The organism is Citrobacter sp. Igbk 14, from assembly GCF_028069825.1.
Classification (GTDB): domain Bacteria; phylum Pseudomonadota; class Gammaproteobacteria; order Enterobacterales; family Enterobacteriaceae; genus Citrobacter.
Genome location: NZ_JANEWM010000004.1, coordinates 1 through 16,327, shown reverse-complemented (window position 1 = coordinate 16,327; position 16,327 = coordinate 1). Strand labels below are relative to the sequence as shown.

The following is a 16,327-nucleotide window of genomic DNA, read 5'->3' as shown; positions in this document are numbered from 1 at the left end:
AACGACCGACCCGTTCTTCGCGGGTCGGGTCGTTATATTCAACAGTTTCCTTGCAGCTAGTGGCGACTCAGCTCGTCCTTGCGTGCACGACCTAATAACGTCAATGCTGCCTCGCGCGCGTTTTTTCCGCAATACAATACTTGATAAATTTCCTCGGTTATTGGCATTTCGACACCAAAACGGTGCGCCAATTCACGAACTTCTTTTGTATTACGGTAGCCTTCAACTACCTGACCAATCTTGTCCTGCGCGCCCTGCACATCCATACCCTGACCGAGCATCATGCCAAAACGACGGTTACGCGACTGGTTGTCGGTACAGGTCAGCACCAGATCGCCTAAACCTGCCATCCCCATAAAGGTGGCAGGATCAGCGCCCAGCGCCGCACCAAGCCGCGACATTTCGGTAAGCCCACGGGTGATCAATGCTGTTCGTGCGTTTGCACCAAAGCCGATACCGTCAGACATCCCCGCGCCAATCGCAATCACGTTTTTCACCGCGCCACCAAGCTGCACGCCAATGAAATCCGGGTTGCTGTAGACACGGAAGCTTTTGCCACAGTGCAGTAACTGCTGAAGATCATCAGCAAAGGTATCATCCGTTGAGGCCAGGGAGATGGCTGTGGGCATGCCCGCCGCCAGTTCTTTGGCAAATGTAGGACCGGAGATAACGGCCAGCGGAATTTCATCCCCCAGCGCTTCACGCGCGACATCCTGTAACAGGCGTCCCGTCTCTGCTTCCAGTCCTTTTGTCGCCCAAACCAGTCGCGCGTCAGCACGCATCAACGGTTTAATTTTGCGCAGCACTTCACCAAAGACATGGCTCGGCACCACCACCAGAATGTTACGGCTGGCGGCCAGCGCAGTAGCTAAATCACTTTCCAGGCGCAGCGTTTCGGGAAAAGGCACATCAGGGAGGAACGCGACGTTGCAGCGATCGTGCTCAAGGGTCGCAATATGTTTTGGATCGTGGCCCCACAGGACAACCTGGTGGCCGTTTCTTGCCAGGGTAATGGCAAGAGCGGTGCCGTACGAGCCGGCACCAATCACAGTCATTGAAGCATTACTTTGGTTCATCAGGCATCCTGATGTTCTTCAGTACCTTCGCCAGCCTGCTGCTGTAAATAGTTCATGAACAGCGCATCAAAGTTGACCGGCGCAAGGTTCAGTTGCGGGAACGTACCGCGTGAAACCAGGCTAGTGATGCATTCGCGGGCATACGGGAACAGGATGTTCGGGCAGTATGCACCCAGGCAATGCGCCATCTGAGTCCCTTCAATACCACTGATGGAGAAAATACCGCCCTGCTGAACTTCGCACAGGAACGCAGTTTCTTCGCCCAGAGAAGCCGTAACGGTGACACGCAGCACTACTTCATACACATCATCTGCCAGTTGGGTAGATGCGGTATCAAGATCCAGTTTAACCTCTGGCTGCCAATCTTTCTGGAAAACATGCGGTGCATTTGGCGCTTCGAAAGACACATCCTTGGTATAAATACGTTGGATCTGGAAAGCCATTTCAGTGTTATTTTGTTCTGACATGTTTAGAAAACCCTTAGTGTTGTCCTTTAAATACTTCGGTACGCCTTAACGCAGCAGGGGATCCAGTCCACCACGCGCATCCAACGCATACAAGTCGTCACAACCGCCAATGTGCTGTGCATCAATAAAAATCTGCGGAACCGTCGTACGGCCACTGCGCTTGATCATCTCTTCACGCTTCACGGCATCGCCGTCAATCGGAAGTTCCTGGAAACTCACACCCTTACTGTTCAACAGCGCCTTTGCGCGATGGCAAAACGGGCAGGTTGCTTTGGTATAGATCTCAATATTGGCCATGACTTATCTCCAGTGTTCTTTTTACCCTGCGGTATGAAAGAAGACGGGTAAATTACTTGCCGCGAACCAGTGGCAAATTCTCGCCACTCCAGCCCGCTACGCCGTCTTTCAGTACAGATACCTGCTCAAAACCGGCTTTAATCAGCGCAGTTGCGGAATCCTGGCACTGCATGCCTGAGCCATCAACCACAATAACAGGTTTGTTTTTGTGTTTTTCCAGCTCGCCAAAATTATTGGCTTTGATTTCGCTCGGCAGCAGGTTCGTGGAACCTGCGATATGACCTTTGCGGAAGTCGTCGCGCTGACGTAAATCCACAATCACCGCATCTTCTTTATTGATTAGACGTGTCGCTTCGCCGCGTGTAATTACCTTCACTTTTGAGGTCAGGCTCTTAAACGTGGTAAACAATACCGCCGCCAGTAACGCAATCCAGGCGATACTCAAGACAGGGTGGCGGCTAACAAATTGCATAATTTCTTGCATGGGGGGTAACAACTCCCGACTCAGTGATTAAAAAAACCAGGAAAGGAGTATACCTGCGCGTTGGCGCAAATACAGCCAGAGCATGCATTGGATTGCATTTTTGCGGGGCGCTACGGAAAAAAAAACACAAATCGCCCCCCTACCCGAACCGCTCTGGTCGATTATTTGATCTTCTGGGGCTACTTTATCGATTCAGCTGTAGTAAAATTACGCAATTATTTTTTATCTATTAAGTGTGAGGTTGTCGCAATGTCGGTTTCTAAAAAGCCTATGGTACTGGTGATTCTGGATGGCTACGGCTATCGTGAAGACAGCCAGGATAACGCTATTTTTAATGCCAAAACCCCGGTAATGGATGCCCTGTGGGCAAAACGTCCGCATACCCTGATTGATGCGTCTGGCCTGGAAGTCGGCCTGCCCGATCGCCAGATGGGTAACTCTGAAGTGGGTCACGTTAACCTGGGCGCGGGCCGCATCGTGTATCAGGATCTGACCCGTCTGGATGTGGAAATTAAAGAACGTACTTTCTTCGCTAACCCGGTGCTGACCAACGCGGTCGACCAGGCAAAAAATAGCGGCAAAGCGGTACACATCATGGGCCTGCTGTCTGCCGGTGGCGTACACAGCCACGAAGATCACATCATGGCGATGGTTGAACTGGCCGCTGAGCGCGGCGCAGAAAAAATCTATCTGCACGCTTTCCTTGATGGCCGTGATACCCCGCCGCGCAGCGCTGAACATTCACTGCAAAAATTCGAAGAGAAATTTGCCGCGCTGGGCAAAGGTCGCGTAGCGTCCATCATCGGTCGTTACTACGCGATGGACCGCGACAACCGCTGGGATCGCGTTGAGCAGGCTTATGACCTGATGACGCTGGCACAAGGTGAATTCCAGGCCGATACCGCGGTAGCGGGTCTGCAGGCTGCCTATGCTCGCGACGAGAACGACGAATTCGTAAAAGCGACCGTGATCCGCGCTGAAGGCCAGGCTGATGCCGCAATGGAAGATGGCGATACGCTGATTTTCATGAACTTCCGTGCTGACCGTGCGCGTGAAATTACCCGTGCGTTTGTAAACGCTGATTTTGATGGCTTCGCACGTAAAAAAGTCGTTAACCTCAACTTTGTGATGCTGACTGAATACGCTGCCGACATCAAAACCGCGGTGGCTTACCCACCAGCGTCTCTGGCCAACACCCTTGGTGAGTGGATGGCGAAGAATGACAAAACCCAGCTGCGTATTTCTGAAACAGAAAAATACGCGCACGTGACCTTCTTCTTTAACGGCGGTGTAGAAGAACCGTTCAAAGGCGAAGACCGCATCCTGATCAACTCGCCAAAAGTCGCTACCTACGACCTGCAGCCAGAAATGAGCTCTGCAGAACTGACTGAGAAGCTGGTTGCTGCGATTGAGAGCGGTAAATACGATACCATCATCTGTAACTACCCGAACGGCGACATGGTTGGCCATACTGGGGTGATGGAAGCGGCGGTTAAAGCGGTTGAAGCGCTGGATCACTGCGTGGAGCAAGTGACTAAAGCTGTTGAATCCGTTGGCGGCCAACTGCTGATCACCGCAGACCACGGTAACGCTGAGCAGATGCGCGATCCGTCTACTGGTCAGGCGCATACCGCGCATACCAACCTGCCGGTTCCGCTGATTTATGTTGGTGGCAAAAACGTCAAAGCAGTTGAAGGCGGTAAACTTTCTGATATCGCCCCAACTATGCTGACGCTGATGGGTATGGAAATCCCGCAAGAGATGACTGGTAAGCCGCTGTTCATCGTGGAATAATCCCTCCCCATGAGGGGAAAGGCGATTAATACCATCACATGGGCCGTGAAACTACCGAAGTTTTCAGTCAGGCCCTTGTTCTACGCCAGCGCGCTTAGCGCTGGCGTATTGCTGTGCGCCTTTTCCGCCCACGCGGACGAACGCGATCAGCTCAAATCAATTCAGGCCGATATCGCGGCAAAAGAACGCGCGGTACGCCAACAGCAACAACAACGCGCCACCCTCCTTGCTCAGCTTAAAGCTCAGGAACAGGCTATCGCCGTCGCCGCAAGGCAACTGCGCGAAACGCAAAACTCCCTGGCACAGCTGAATGCACAAATCGCCGAGATGAACGCTTCTATTGCGAAGCTGGAAAAGCAGCGGGCAGCGCAAGAGCGCAGTCTGGCAGCCCAATTAGATGCTGCATTTCGCCAGGGTGAACATACTGGTATTCAGTTGATCCTCAGCGGTGAAGAGACTCAGCGCGGACAACGCCTGCAGGCTTATTTCGGCTATCTGAACCAGGCGCGCCAGGAGACTATCGCACAGCTGAAGCAAACCCGCGAAGAGGTCGATTCGCAAAAAGCCGAGCTGGAAGATAAGCAAAGCGAACAGCAGACGCTGCTGTACGAACAGCGTGCTCAGCAGGCAAAACTAGAGCAGGCACGTAATGAACGCCAAAAAACGCTCGCGGGCCTGGAATCATCCATTCAGCAGGGCCAGCAGCAGTTAGGCGAGATGCGAGCCAACGAATCCCGTCTGCGCAACAGTATTGCGCGAGCAGAAGCCGCCGCGAAAGCCCGCGCAGAGCGTGAAGCACGTGAGGCGCAAGCTGTGCGTGATAAGCAGCAGGAAGCATCACGCAAAGGCTCGACCTATAAGCCAACCGAAAGCGAGAAATCACTGATGTCTCGTACCGGCGGGTTGGGCTCACCACGTGGCCAGGCGTTCTGGCCCGTTCGTGGTCCAACACTACATCGCTATGGCGAACAGCTGCAAGGTGAGCTACGTTGGAAAGGGATGGTTATTGGTGCCTCCGAAGGTACCGAAGTCAAAGCCATCGCCGATGGTCGCGTCATTCTGGCAGACTGGTTGCAGGGCTATGGACTGGTCGTCGTGGTTGAACACGGTAAAGGCGATATGAGCCTGTACGGTTACAACCAAAGCGCATTGGTCAGCGTGGGTACGCAGGTTCGCGCCGGGCAGCCTATTGCACTTGTGGGTAGCAGCGGTGGTCAGGGCAGGCCAGCACTCTATTTCGAAATTCGTCGCCAGGGTCAGGCGGTCAATCCACAGCCGTGGTTGGGAAGATAAGTTTTGCCTCAGTTTCGTCGTACTTTGCTCTCACTCGCCAGCCTGCTGGCACTCGCAACACCTGTTTTCGCCGGCAAACTTGCTATCGTCATTGATGATTTCGGTTATCGTCCGCAAACGGAAAACCAGGTGCTGGCAATGCCTTCCACTGTCTCCGTTGCCGTTCTGCCAAACGCGCCACATGCGCGTGAAATGGCGACTAAAGCGCATAACAGTGGACATGAAGTGTTGATCCATCTGCCGATGGCTCCACTGAGCAAGCAACCGCTGGAGAAAGACACGTTACGCCCGGAGATGAGCAGCGAAGAAATTGAACGGATTATTCGCGACGCGGTAAGCAAAGTGCCGTATGCAGTGGGACTGAACAACCACATGGGGAGTGCGATGACGTCCAGCCTGTTCGGCATGCAGAAAGTGATGCAAGCTCTGGAACGCTACGACCTCTACTTCCTCGACAGTATGACCATCGGCAACAGCCAGGCCATGCGCGCAGCGGCAGGAACCGGGGTGAAGGTCATCAAACGTAAAGTCTTCCTCGACGATACACAAAACGAAGCGGATATTCGCCGTCAGTTTAATCGTGCAGTCGATCTTGCTCGCCGTAACGGGTCAGCGATTGCCATCGGGCACCCTCACCCTTCTACGGTACGCGTATTGCAGCAGATGCTGTATAGCCTGCCAGCCGATATTACGCTGGTTCGTCCGAGCAGTCTGCTCAATGAGCCGCAAGTCGATACCTCCAGGCCTAATCTCACTCCACCGAGAAACGGTACACCAGATGCGCCTCGTAATCCTTTCCGTGGGGTGAAACTGTGCAAACCGAAGCAACCTCTGGAGCCGGTTTACGCCAACCGATTCTTTAGCGTGCTAGAGGAAAGCATCACACAAAGCACACTCGTGCAGTATATGAGGCTGCAGTGGCAAGGCTGGGGGAACACATCTTCACCCAGCACCATGAATGCTAACGTAGATTAAGCGCTTTTCGGGCAATACGCGAAGGCGTTGATGTTTTATCACGCCATTTCCATAGACGGAATGACCATAGCAGTGCCTGGTACAATACTTTGGCGCTGCGTACGTTAGTTATCATGCGCTTATACATACCAGAGACAAAAATCTCTGCGATCATACGCTGACGAATATGCACATCCTGTTCTTTACGGACTGCATGGCATACGCGTAATGCTTCATAGGTAACTTGCTGATGAAATTCCGGATAAATAGTAATCCGATCGGCATATTCACGATTCAGCCTATCCAATAACCGCGTAATTTTAATATAGTGCCGCTGGTAGTTGAGATTTTTTAAACCTTGTCGTTTAAGGCGACTGACTGATTGATCATGTAAGAAGTATTTATATAAAGATTGTTCGGTATATCGCACGCGTACAGCATTAAACATAAACTCCGTCGTCCAGACAATATCCTGGTGATGTAACCCCGGAATAAATGCTATTTTATTTTTCTCAATAACATCCCGGCGATAAATTCCCATCCAGACCACATGTGTCCAGCGGCGTGAAGCCAACGCCATACGTAACCAGTCAGGGCCGGTCAACACTCCCGTAGACCGAAGACGATCCGTCGGTATTGATTGCCAGGTGTGTCCCGTTTCGAGAATGCACCAGTCGGAATTACACTGTGCTAAATCCAGATCATCCTGAATTGCCATGGTCATCAGGGTTTCGTACATATTGGGATAAACCAGGTCATCAGCATCGACAAATGCAACATATTCCCCTTTGGCCGCTTCCAGGCCGCGGTTACGCGCTACGGATGCCCCTGCGTTAGCCTGATGCAACAACCGTACATGGGGATAGTTATCCGCATAATGTTTCGCAATATCAACAGAGTTATCCGTTGAACCATCATTCACAATGATGATCTCTAGCGCAGTCCATGTCTGTGCGATCAACGATTCCATGCAATCCCGAAAACTATCACCCACGTTATACAACGGAATAATAACACTCAACATACTTGTGCGGTTTCTCATCAGCTAACCCAGGTTTGTCATTACGCTGATGACTTTTACTACAGTTTCATTAAGGAATTATTAAGGTTAGAACGTATTTATGGGCAGAAACGCTGCAGCGAAAGCGTCCGATTTGAGAAAGATACCCTGCCACGCCTGCGTTTAGCAGGTTGATGATAGCTCAGATCGTCTACATATCGGGGTGCACAACCTGTATACTCTATCCCTATGAATTAACGTACTCTATAGGCTGATATTGAGGGAAAAGATGGCCATCAGTAAGACACACGAAAAAGGTTATACGGTCTATTGCAAAGAGACCAGAAAAGACCTTAAGTCACTGATGAATAAATACATCAAAAAAGAAATCAGTGGCAAACCGCTGAGCAGTGGTAACGCATTGCGCAGCGTGGAGTTGGTCGAGTACAACTCACAAAAATTTATCATCAAAAATGACCGTGAAGTTGATCCTCGATTTGAGAAAAAATTACAGAACTTTACCTCCGGCCCTTTCTATTCCCGGCTGATCAGGAAGCTGGACAGGCTCCCGCCGGAAATGCGCATCTGTACTGCCGATCTCTATTATGCTGCTGAGAAAACACGTTTTCGCCAGTGCCATGATGTTTATACTATTCATGAATATATTGAAGGGGTTCCTTTAAGGGAAATTAACCAGCAGAATGCTGACGAGGTAAAGCAATGCGTGCTGCGTCTTCACAAGGCAGGACTGGCATCAAATGATATTCACCCAGGGAATTTCATTCGCACGCCAACGGGTGAGTTAAGGATTATTGACCTGTCCTGTAAGGGAAATATGAAGGTTTGTCAGGCTAATGACATTCTGGCATTACAACGAAAATATAATATTAACGTTAAAGGCAGAGGGTTAATTTATAAACTCATCCTGCTTAAAGAAAATATAAGATCGTTATCCAGAAAGATCCGCGGAAAATAAAATCTATGGTTTATACGGCCAGATAGCGATATCTGGCCGTAATTAACATTGAATGCACGCTGCGCACTCAATCCCAGCTCAGAATCACTTTCCCGGACTGGCCTGAACGCATGGCATCAAAGCCCTGCTGGAACTCATCAATCGAGAATCGATGGGTGATGATCGGCGACAGATCAAGACCGGACTGGATCAGTGCCGCCATCTTGTACCAGGTTTCAAACATTTCGCGACCATAGATACCTTTAATAAACAGACCTTTAAAGATAACTTTCGTCCAGTCTATCGACATGTCTGAGGGCGGGATCCCCAGCATGGCAATACGGCCACCGTGGTTCATGGTGTCCAGCATGGTGCGGAACGCTGGCGGTGCCCCAGACATTTCCAGACCCACATCGAACCCTTCGGTCATCCCCAGTTCGGCCATCACGTCGGTCAAGTTCTCTTTCGAGACGTTGACTGCGCGGGTAATGCCCATTTTACGCGCCAGCTCCAGACGGTACTCATTAACATCGGTAATCACTACGTGGCGTGCACCAACGTGCTTCGCTACCGCGGCAGCCATAATACCAATCGGACCCGCACCGGAAACCAGCACATCTTCGCCAACCAAATCAAATGACAGCGCCGTGTGTACCGCGTTACCGAATGGATCGAATATGGAAGCTAAATCATCGGAGATATTGTCCGGGATTTTAAAGGCGTTAAACGCCGGGATCACCAGGTATTGAGCAAAACAGCCTGGACGGTTTACGCCGACACCGGTCGTATTGCGGCACAGGTGAGTACGGCCACCGCGGCAGTTACGGCAATGTCCGCAAGTAATATGGCCTTCACCAGAAACGCGATCGCCGATTTTGAAGCCTTTAACTTCCTGGCCGATGCCAACAACTTCACCGACATATTCATGCCCTACAACCATTGGAACCGGGATGGTTTTTTGCGACCACTCATCCCAGTTATAAATGTGAACGTCAGTCCCGCAGATGGCTGTTTTACGGATTTTAATCAGCAAATCGTTATGGCCGACTTCCGGTTCAGGAACGTCGGTCATCCAAATGCCTTCTTCCGCTTTCAGTTTGGATAACGCTTTCATTTCACATCCTCAGGCAATTACGCCCAGTTGTTTACCAATGCGTGTGAACGCGTCGACAGCACGCGTAATCTGCTCAGGGGTATGTGCCGCAGACATCTGGGTACGAATACGCGCCTGGCCTTTTGGAACCACTGGATAAAAGAATCCAGTAACGTAAATCCCCTCTTTTTGCAGTTCGCGGGCAAACGCCTGTGCAACAACCGCATCACCCAGCATTACCGGAATAATCGCGTGATCGGCCCCTGCCAGCGTGAAGCCTGCTGCGGACATTTGCTCACGGAATTGACGCGCATTCGCCCACAGACGATCGCGCAGGTCACTACCCGCCTCAACCATCTCCAGCACCTTAATGGAAGCAGCAACAATTGCCGGAGCCAGTGAGTTAGAGAACAGATACGGACGAGAACGTTGACGCAGCCACTCAACAACTTCTTTACGTGCCGCAGTGTAACCACCCGATGCGCCACCGAGTGCTTTGCCCAGCGTGCCGGTGATGATGTCCACACGACCCATCACGTCGCAATACTCATGAGAGCCACGGCCGTTCTCACCCACAAAGCCTACCGCGTGGGAATCATCTACCATCACCAGCGCATCATATTTGTCTGCCAGATCGCATACGCCTTTCAGGTTAGCGATAACGCCATCCATAGAGAACACACCATCGGTGGCGATCAATACGTGGCGGGCACCTGCTTCACGCGCTTCTTTCAGGCGCGCTTCCAGTTCCTGCATATCGTTGTTGGCATAGCGGAAACGCTTCGCTTTGCACAGGCGCACACCATCGATAATAGAGGCGTGGTTCAGGGCATCAGAGATAATGGCATCTTCTGCTCCCAGCAGCGTTTCGAACAGGCCGCCGTTGGCGTCAAAGCAGGAAGAGTAAAGAATGGCATCTTCCATACCCAGGAACGCAGCCAGTTTTTGCTCCAGGTGCTTATGGGTGTCCTGAGTGCCACAAATAAAGCGCACCGAGGCCATACCAAATCCGTGAGAATCCATACCCGCTTTTGCCGCTGCAATCAGTTCCGGGTGGTTAGCCAGCCCTAAGTAGTTGTTCGCACAAAAGTTAATAACATGGCTTCCGTCAGCCACGGTGATATCAGCCTGCTGAGCAGACGTAATAATGCGCTCTTCTTTAAACAACCCTTCCGCGCGTGCGGTTTCCAGATCGTTCGTTAACTGCTTATAAAAATTCCCACGCATTGCAATTCTCCAGACTGGGCAAATTTCAGCACATATTACCCAATGCTATTGGTTTGTACGAGATGACTCATCATGACTTGTCTAAAATGCAGCATAAATCACGTGTACCCACATAACCTTTCAGGAATGGCAGACCTGGCATCACAACCAGGCTTACGTTGTCGCGTCATCAATGACCTGAGACGCTGATGACGGTGCCAGAGTAAATCCTGCCATAGCAAAGGCCTTATTAACCTTAATGATATAGTTGTCTTCGTAGAATTCCTCAATCGCCTGCTGAATCTGCTCGCCGGCAGGTAACACTTTTCCATCAACGATTTCCTGCAGCAAGGAAACAAATTTTTCTGGTTCATCAGTCGGGTATAAATTACCGTTTATCCCTTCTTTGATAATGTCTGCAGGCCCCGTTTCACAATCAGAGCTAATGGCATAAACACCGTGAGCGCTGGCTTCAACCAGAACCATAACGAAACCTTCAAAATGGGAAGTTAGCAGCAGGCAGGTGATATTTTTCAGCGTATTTTGAATATATTCCCACGGTGATTTCTGCCAACCATGCCAGTGAATTTTTTCGCTAATCCCCAACGTTTCAGCTAATGCCGTTAAGGTATCAACATCCGGGCCGGTGCCGACAATATCTAAGGACCACTTCCCTTTTAGTTTAGCCAACCCGTTGAAAAGACTACGTACATTTTTCTGTCCATCTGCTACAACCCTGCCTACATACACAAACCGGGCATGCTTCTCTGGGGTAGGGATACGGATATCGCATCGCGCAACGGGATTGTAAATCGTTGCAATAGTGCTTTTTTCTATTCCCATCTCAATGAGTTGCTGAGTTATCCCAGAGCTAATTGAAAGATGATAGTCAGCTTTACTAATGTACTTGATTTTTTTCTTGTAATTATTTTTGTAGAAGTTAAAAATAGAGAAGTGAAACCATGAAAATATTTTAACCTGCTTGCTTGTATATTTTCTTGCAACGTGACTGATATAACATGAAAGCGTATCCAGGGATATAATTACATCAGGACTTTCCTGATGTATAATTTTTCGCAAACCATAAGCAAAACTTAGTCTTCTTAATTTAGTTATTTTTATATTAGAAGAAAGATGACAATAGCGCTGCCCCGTAAGCCAGCCAATATTGACATTGCTATTATTATTTTTCTTAAAGAAAACAAAAGAGACATCAATATCAGGGTCTTGCATCCGCAGCAGCTTCACCAGATTAATACATACCGTCTCCATACCGCCGAGGCCACTGGTTTCATAACCTGTAATAACTATCTTCTTAAGTTGCATATATTATTTTCATTCCAATGACTATTGTCAGCCCCAACACCGTGCTCTGCCTTGCTTATTCATTCGTTGATGGCTCCGAAAAAGCCGGCACCGCGCGCCTGAACACCCATTCACAACGGGAATCATACACCACTCTGCCTAGACCATTTCAATCAAGAATATAAACAGCGAAAGCAATACCCAACACAAATGCCGCACGCCACATGACGCGACGTACTGCTGAAGCCGACGCCATGTAGTGATATGATTAGAAGTATTCGTGTCTGAGATTGTCTCTGACTCCATAATTCGAAGGTTACATTTATGATCATCGTTACCGGCGGCGCGGGCTTTATCGGCAGCAACATCGTTAAGTCCCTGAATGACAAAGGCATCACCGATATTCTGGTGGTGGACAACCTAAAAGACGGCACCAAGTTTGTGAATCTGGTGGATCTGAATATTGCTGACTATATGGATAAGGAAGACTTCCTGATCCAGATTATGGCTGGAGAAGATTTCGGCGATATCGAAGCAATTTTCCACGAAGGCGCATGCTCTTCCACTACCGAGTGGGATGGCAAGTATATGATGGACAACAACTATCAGTACTCCAAAGAGCTGCTGCACTACTGTCTGGAGCGTGAAATTCCGTTCCTGTATGCCTCTTCTGCAGCAACGTACGGCGGTCGTACCTCTGACTTTATCGAATCTCGTGAATATGAGAAGCCGCTGAACGTCTATGGCTACTCAAAATTCCTGTTCGACGAATATGTACGCCAGATCCTGCCAGAAGCAAATTCTCAAATCGTTGGCTTCCGTTATTTCAACGTCTACGGGCCACGTGAAGGTCACAAAGGCAGCATGGCGAGCGTAGCTTTCCATCTCAATACTCAGCTCAACAACGGCGAAACACCCAAGCTGTTTGAAGGCAGTGAAAACTTCAAACGTGATTTCGTCTATGTCGGCGATGTTGCAGCAGTAAACCTGTGGTTCCTGGAAAACGGCGTTTCCGGCATCTTTAACCTCGGTACTGGTCGCGCAGAGTCTTTCCAGGCCGTCGCGGATGCCACGCTGGCATACCACAAAAAAGGCAGCATTGAGTACATTCCGTTCCCGGAAAAACTGAAAGGACGCTATCAGGCATTTACTCAGGCGGATCTGACTAACCTGCGCGCTGCGGGCTATGACAAACCGTTCAAGACCGTTGCCGAAGGCGTGACGGAATATATGGCCTGGCTGAACCGCGACAACGCTACAAATTCACAAAATCATTCGAGCGGTATCAAGGCGGCAACTAAGTGAATCTCCGGGAGCTTACAAGAGTAAGTGACCGGAGTGAACGCAGGCAGCCAACGCAGAGACAGCTTGAAGGATGAAGTGAATGAAGATTTTGGTGGTAGGCCCGTCATGGGTGGGCGACATGATGATGTCGCAAAGTCTCTATCGCACGCTCAAGGCGCGCTATCCCCAGGCAATAATCGACGTGATGGCACCTGCATGGTGCCGTCCGTTATTATCGCGCATGCCTGAAGTCAACGATGCTATCGCCATGCCGCTTGGACACGGCGCACTGGAGATTGGCGAGCGCCGCAAACTGGGCCACAGTTTGCGTGATAAACGCTACGATCGCGCGTACGTCCTGCCGAACTCATTTAAATCCGCACTGGTACCCTTCTTCGCGGGTATTCCTCATCGTACCGGCTGGCGTGGCGAGATGCGCTATGGTCTGCTGAACGATGCACGTGTACTGGATAAGGAAGCCTGGCCGCTGATGGTCGAGCGCTATGTCGCGTTAGCGTACGATAAAGGCGTGATGCTCACAGCCAAAGATTTACCACAGCCGCTGCTGTGGCCACAATTGCAGGTCAGTGAAGGCGAAAAGTCACTTACCTGTAGCCAATTTTCCCTCTCGGCTGAACGTCCAGTCATCGGCTTCTGCCCTGGCGCAGAATTTGGTCCAGCGAAACGTTGGCCACATTACCACTATGCTGAACTGGCAAAGCAGTTGATCGACGAAGGTCATCAGATTGTCCTGTTTGGCTCGGCTAAGGATCATGAAGCTGGCAATGAGATTCTGGCTGCGCTGAGCGTTGAACAGCAGGCATGGTGTCGGAACCTGGCTGGTGAAACGCAACTGGAGCAGGCCGTTATTCTTCTCGCCGCCTGCAAAGCCGTGGTCACCAATGACTCCGGTTTGATGCACGTGGCTGCCGCACTAAATCGTCCGCTGGTCGCTCTGTATGGCCCCAGCAGCCCGGATTTCACTCCACCACTCTCCCACAAAGCTCGCGTGATTCGCCTGATTACGGGGTATCACAAGGTACGTAAGGGGGATGCTGCACAAGGGTATCACCAGAGCCTGATTGACATCACGCCTCAGCGCGTACTGGAAGAACTGAATGACCTGTTGTTACAAGAGGAAATCTGACGGATGCGGGTTCTGATCGTTAAAACATCGTCAATGGGCGATGTGCTGCATACGTTGCCCGCATTAACAGATGCGCAGCAGGCCATTGCGGATATTCAGTTTGATTGGGTCGTGGAAGAAGGGTTTGCTCAAATCCCCTCCTGGCATCCGGCCGTTAACCGTGTGATATCGGTGGCTATTCGCCGCTGGCGTAAAGCCTGGTTTTCCGCCCCCATTAAAGCAGAGCGCAAAGCCTTTCGCGATGCGGTGCGTTTACAGAACTATGACGTGGTTATCGATGCGCAGGGGCTGGTAAAAAGCGCCGCGCTGGTCACACGTCTGGCGCATGGCATTAAGCATGGTATGGACTGGAGTACCGCGCGCGAACCGCTGGCGAGTCTGTTTTATAACCGTAAGCATCATATCGCCAAACAACAGCATGCTGTTGAACGTACTCGTGAGCTGTTCGCGAAAAGTCTGGGATATGCCAAACCCCAGTCGCAGGGTGATTACGCGATTGCGCAGCATTTTCTGAGCGAACGCGATGCCGATGCAGGGCAGTATGCCGTCTTCCTGCACGCCACCACTCGTGATGACAAGCACTGGCCGGAAGCGAAGTGGCGGGAGCTCATTGGCTTATTAAATCACTCAGAAATACGTATTAAGCTCCCCTGGGGGGCTCCGCATGAAGAAGCGCGAGCCAGACGACTGGCAGAAGGATTTGATTACGTAGATGTTTTACCGCGAATGAGCCTTGGGGATGTCGCCCGGATATTAGCCGGCGCTAAGTTTGTGGTATCCGTTGACACCGGATTAAGCCACTTGACCGCCGCACTGGATCGGCCGAATGTTACGCTATATGGCCCTACGGACCCGGGGTTGATTGGGGGATACGGGAAGAATCAGGTCACATGTCGTGCCCCGGAAGGAAAGCTTGCTTTGCTTGAACCCACTCAGGTTTATTCTCACATAGCGCTGCTGTAATTATTCAGGTATCGGAGATATGTTAAATTCGTTCTTATACAATCGCTTTGCTATTTAACATATCTGCGGCTGACTAAAACTATGCTCTATATCGTATTTCATCCACGATTAAGCATTGCTGCATTCATCTACTTCCACCAACATAACCCAAGAATAATTCGTCGGGCATGCCAATATGAAGAGGAAATTTTACGTCTGAAAAGTGATTTCTGCTTTTTCTTGTGACTCTTTATCTCTTTACGCTCTTTCTCTAACCAGCTCCCGGACAACTCTTCAGGGTGATGGACAAAGTTTGCCAGGTATATATCAGAAAAATAGCCCTGGCGCATCAGATATGCCCATTCATCTATAATGAAAAAGTTATTTTCAAAACGGGAAACAAGTTTTTGAGCTGTTACAGAATTCATTAAATAACCGCAGGCTCGCAAAACATATCCATGACCAAATATGACTTTGCCGAAGGTCTGGCCACCAATTTTCTTGAGTTTAAGCAAATTTAAGACAACTTTATTCTTATACCTTAAACCATCCTGCCCACCAAGTAGATATAACGCGTCTTTATTGAGAACACTTTCATCGACAGTCGATATAAATTCCTTAAAATTCTGATCGATAATTGCGTCATCTTCAAGAATACAAACCCAATCTTGTCCACTCTGCCCAAACTGTTTAAAAGCCTTCATATGGCTTAGTGAGCAACCCAGTTCACCATCAGTAGGCGTGTGGTTTTCCCTGTGCTGAAAGTCAGTTAACGGTATCTTGCGCTTTTCTTCGGCAGACAAATTTTTCCCATAGATAGCATCAACGAACGAATACTCGATATTTAATTCATTCATTATATCTGATACGCGTTTTCTTCGGGCATCGTCAAAAGGAAGCGAAATGACCAGCACGTGCATGAGTTCAAACCCTCTAATATAATTAAGCCAGCACAGTCATCGTGAAATAAAGATTAACAATTACTGGCCAGCTAAATAAACTTAATTAACTATTCTATGTAGCTATACAA

16 protein-coding genes are annotated in these 16,327 nt (G+C 49.9%); 7 read left to right on the top strand and 9 right to left on the bottom strand.

The window, feature by feature from the left end:
• Positions 1-56: 56 nt before the first annotated feature.
• From gpsA to NNN64_RS02500, 4 genes are read right to left on the bottom strand one after another with little or no spacing between them, the layout of a single operon-like run.
• The gene (gene gpsA, locus NNN64_RS02515) at positions 57-1,076 is read right to left on the bottom strand and encodes an NAD(P)H-dependent glycerol-3-phosphate dehydrogenase (protein WP_271440352.1); all 1,020 of its coding nucleotides are present in this window, start codon (positions 1,074-1,076) and stop codon (positions 57-59) included.
• Positions 1,076-1,543, bottom strand: coding sequence for a protein-export chaperone SecB (gene secB, locus NNN64_RS02510; RefSeq protein WP_003024155.1), 468 nt, complete (start codon positions 1,541-1,543; stop codon positions 1,076-1,078). The genes gpsA and secB overlap by 1 nt, the downstream gene beginning before the upstream one ends.
• Before the next feature lie 45 nt (positions 1,544-1,588).
• Positions 1,589-1,840 (bottom strand): glutaredoxin 3, encoded by a 252-nt coding sequence (gene grxC, locus NNN64_RS02505; RefSeq protein WP_003024152.1) that lies wholly within the window; start codon positions 1,838-1,840, stop codon positions 1,589-1,591.
• A gap of 52 nt (positions 1,841-1,892) precedes the next feature.
• The gene (locus tag NNN64_RS02500; RefSeq protein WP_005120473.1) at positions 1,893-2,324 is read right to left on the bottom strand and encodes a rhodanese-like domain-containing protein; all 432 of its coding nucleotides are present in this window, start codon (positions 2,322-2,324) and stop codon (positions 1,893-1,895) included.
• A 249-nt stretch (positions 2,325-2,573) separates the two neighbouring features.
• Between NNN64_RS02500 and gpmM the strand changes: the two genes are divergently transcribed.
• Genes gpmM through NNN64_RS02485 form a run of 3 tightly spaced genes read left to right on the top strand, consistent with a single transcriptional unit; the run spans position 2,574 to position 6,386 of the window.
• Positions 2,574-4,118, top strand: coding sequence for a 2,3-bisphosphoglycerate-independent phosphoglycerate mutase (gene gpmM, locus NNN64_RS02495; RefSeq protein ID WP_137382093.1), 1,545 nt, complete (start codon positions 2,574-2,576; stop codon positions 4,116-4,118).
• 33 nt (positions 4,119-4,151) lie between these two features.
• Complete coding sequence (gene envC / locus NNN64_RS02490) at positions 4,152-5,411, top strand: murein hydrolase activator EnvC (RefSeq protein ID WP_271440444.1); 1,260 nt, start codon at positions 4,152-4,154, stop codon at positions 5,409-5,411.
• Positions 5,412-5,414: 3 nt separating this feature from the next.
• Positions 5,415-6,386: a divergent polysaccharide deacetylase family protein gene (locus NNN64_RS02485; protein WP_271440351.1), complete on the top strand. Its 972-nt coding sequence runs from the start codon at positions 5,415-5,417 to the stop codon at positions 6,384-6,386.
• On the opposite strand, the gene NNN64_RS02480 is transcribed toward NNN64_RS02485, so the two are convergent.
• Positions 6,373-7,407 carry a glycosyltransferase gene (locus NNN64_RS02480; protein ID WP_271440350.1) on the bottom strand — a complete coding sequence of 345 codons (1,035 nt, stop codon included), beginning with the start codon at positions 7,405-7,407 and terminating at the stop codon, positions 6,373-6,375. The genes NNN64_RS02485 and NNN64_RS02480 overlap by 14 nt on opposite strands.
• Positions 7,408-7,654: 247 nt before the next feature.
• Here NNN64_RS02480 and rfaY point away from each other — a divergent pair, with 247 nt between their 5' ends.
• Positions 7,655-8,341: a lipopolysaccharide core heptose(II) kinase RfaY gene (gene rfaY / locus NNN64_RS02475; protein ID WP_271440349.1), complete on the top strand. Its 687-nt coding sequence runs from the start codon at positions 7,655-7,657 to the stop codon at positions 8,339-8,341.
• A gap of 67 nt (positions 8,342-8,408) precedes the next feature.
• Here rfaY and tdh read toward each other — a convergent pair whose 3' ends face one another.
• From tdh to NNN64_RS02460, 3 genes are all read right to left on the bottom strand, one after another.
• Positions 8,409-9,434: an L-threonine 3-dehydrogenase gene (gene tdh / locus NNN64_RS02470; RefSeq protein WP_005120462.1), complete on the bottom strand. Its 1,026-nt coding sequence runs from the start codon at positions 9,432-9,434 to the stop codon at positions 8,409-8,411.
• A gap of 9 nt (positions 9,435-9,443) precedes the next feature.
• Positions 9,444-10,640, bottom strand: a complete 1,197-nt coding sequence (kbl, locus tag NNN64_RS02465; RefSeq protein WP_271440348.1) for a glycine C-acetyltransferase — start codon at positions 10,638-10,640, stop codon at positions 9,444-9,446.
• Between the two features lie 153 nt (positions 10,641-10,793).
• Positions 10,794-11,945, bottom strand: a complete 1,152-nt coding sequence (locus NNN64_RS02460) for a glycosyltransferase (protein WP_271440347.1) — start codon at positions 11,943-11,945, stop codon at positions 10,794-10,796.
• A gap of 303 nt (positions 11,946-12,248) precedes the next feature.
• Here NNN64_RS02460 and rfaD point away from each other — a divergent pair, with 303 nt between their 5' ends.
• From rfaD to rfaC, 3 genes are all read left to right on the top strand, one after another.
• Positions 12,249-13,229, top strand: a complete 981-nt coding sequence (gene rfaD / locus NNN64_RS02455) for an ADP-glyceromanno-heptose 6-epimerase (protein ID WP_048227317.1) — start codon at positions 12,249-12,251, stop codon at positions 13,227-13,229.
• Positions 13,230-13,308: 79 nt separating this feature from the next.
• Complete coding sequence (gene rfaF / locus NNN64_RS02450; RefSeq protein ID WP_271440346.1) at positions 13,309-14,355, top strand: ADP-heptose--LPS heptosyltransferase RfaF; 1,047 nt, start codon at positions 13,309-13,311, stop codon at positions 14,353-14,355.
• Between the two features lie 3 nt (positions 14,356-14,358).
• Positions 14,359-15,318, top strand: coding sequence for a lipopolysaccharide heptosyltransferase RfaC (gene rfaC / locus NNN64_RS02445; protein ID WP_271440345.1), 960 nt, complete (start codon positions 14,359-14,361; stop codon positions 15,316-15,318).
• A 128-nt stretch (positions 15,319-15,446) separates the two neighbouring features.
• On the opposite strand, the gene NNN64_RS02440 is transcribed toward rfaC, so the two are convergent.
• Entirely contained in the window at positions 15,447-16,217 is a 771-nt protein-coding gene (locus tag NNN64_RS02440; protein WP_271440344.1) for a glycosyltransferase family 25 protein, read from the bottom strand.
• Positions 16,218-16,327: the final 110 nt, after the last annotated feature.

Bases quoted from the DNA above. Each gene is read 5' to 3' on its own strand.
- gpsA (WP_271440352.1), bottom strand. From the start codon at position 1,076: ATGAACCAAAGTAATGCTTCAATGACTGTGATTGGTGCCGGCTCGTAC.
- secB (WP_003024155.1), bottom strand. From the start codon at position 1,543: ATGTCAGAACAAAATAACACTGAAATGGCTTTCCAGATCCAACGTATT.
- grxC (WP_003024152.1), bottom strand. From the start codon at position 1,840: ATGGCCAATATTGAGATCTATACCAAAGCAACCTGCCCGTTTTGCCAT.
- NNN64_RS02500 (WP_005120473.1), bottom strand. From the start codon at position 2,324: ATGCAAGAAATTATGCAATTTGTTAGCCGCCACCCTGTCTTGAGTATC.
- gpmM (WP_137382093.1), top strand. From the start codon at position 2,574: ATGTCGGTTTCTAAAAAGCCTATGGTACTGGTGATTCTGGATGGCTAC.
- NNN64_RS02480 (WP_271440350.1), bottom strand. From the start codon at position 7,407: ATGAGAAACCGCACAAGTATGTTGAGTGTTATTATTCCGTTGTATAAC.
- rfaY (WP_271440349.1), top strand. From the start codon at position 7,655: ATGGCCATCAGTAAGACACACGAAAAAGGTTATACGGTCTATTGCAAA.
- tdh (WP_005120462.1), bottom strand. From the start codon at position 9,434: ATGAAAGCGTTATCCAAACTGAAAGCGGAAGAAGGCATTTGGATGACC.
- kbl (WP_271440348.1), bottom strand. From the start codon at position 10,640: ATGCGTGGGAATTTTTATAAGCAGTTAACGAACGATCTGGAAACCGCA.
- NNN64_RS02460 (WP_271440347.1), bottom strand. From the start codon at position 11,945: ATGCAACTTAAGAAGATAGTTATTACAGGTTATGAAACCAGTGGCCTC.
- rfaD (WP_048227317.1), top strand. From the start codon at position 12,249: ATGATCATCGTTACCGGCGGCGCGGGCTTTATCGGCAGCAACATCGTT.
- rfaF (WP_271440346.1), top strand. From the start codon at position 13,309: ATGAAGATTTTGGTGGTAGGCCCGTCATGGGTGGGCGACATGATGATG.
- rfaC (WP_271440345.1), top strand. From the start codon at position 14,359: ATGCGGGTTCTGATCGTTAAAACATCGTCAATGGGCGATGTGCTGCAT.
- NNN64_RS02440 (WP_271440344.1), bottom strand. From the start codon at position 16,217: ATGCACGTGCTGGTCATTTCGCTTCCTTTTGACGATGCCCGAAGAAAA.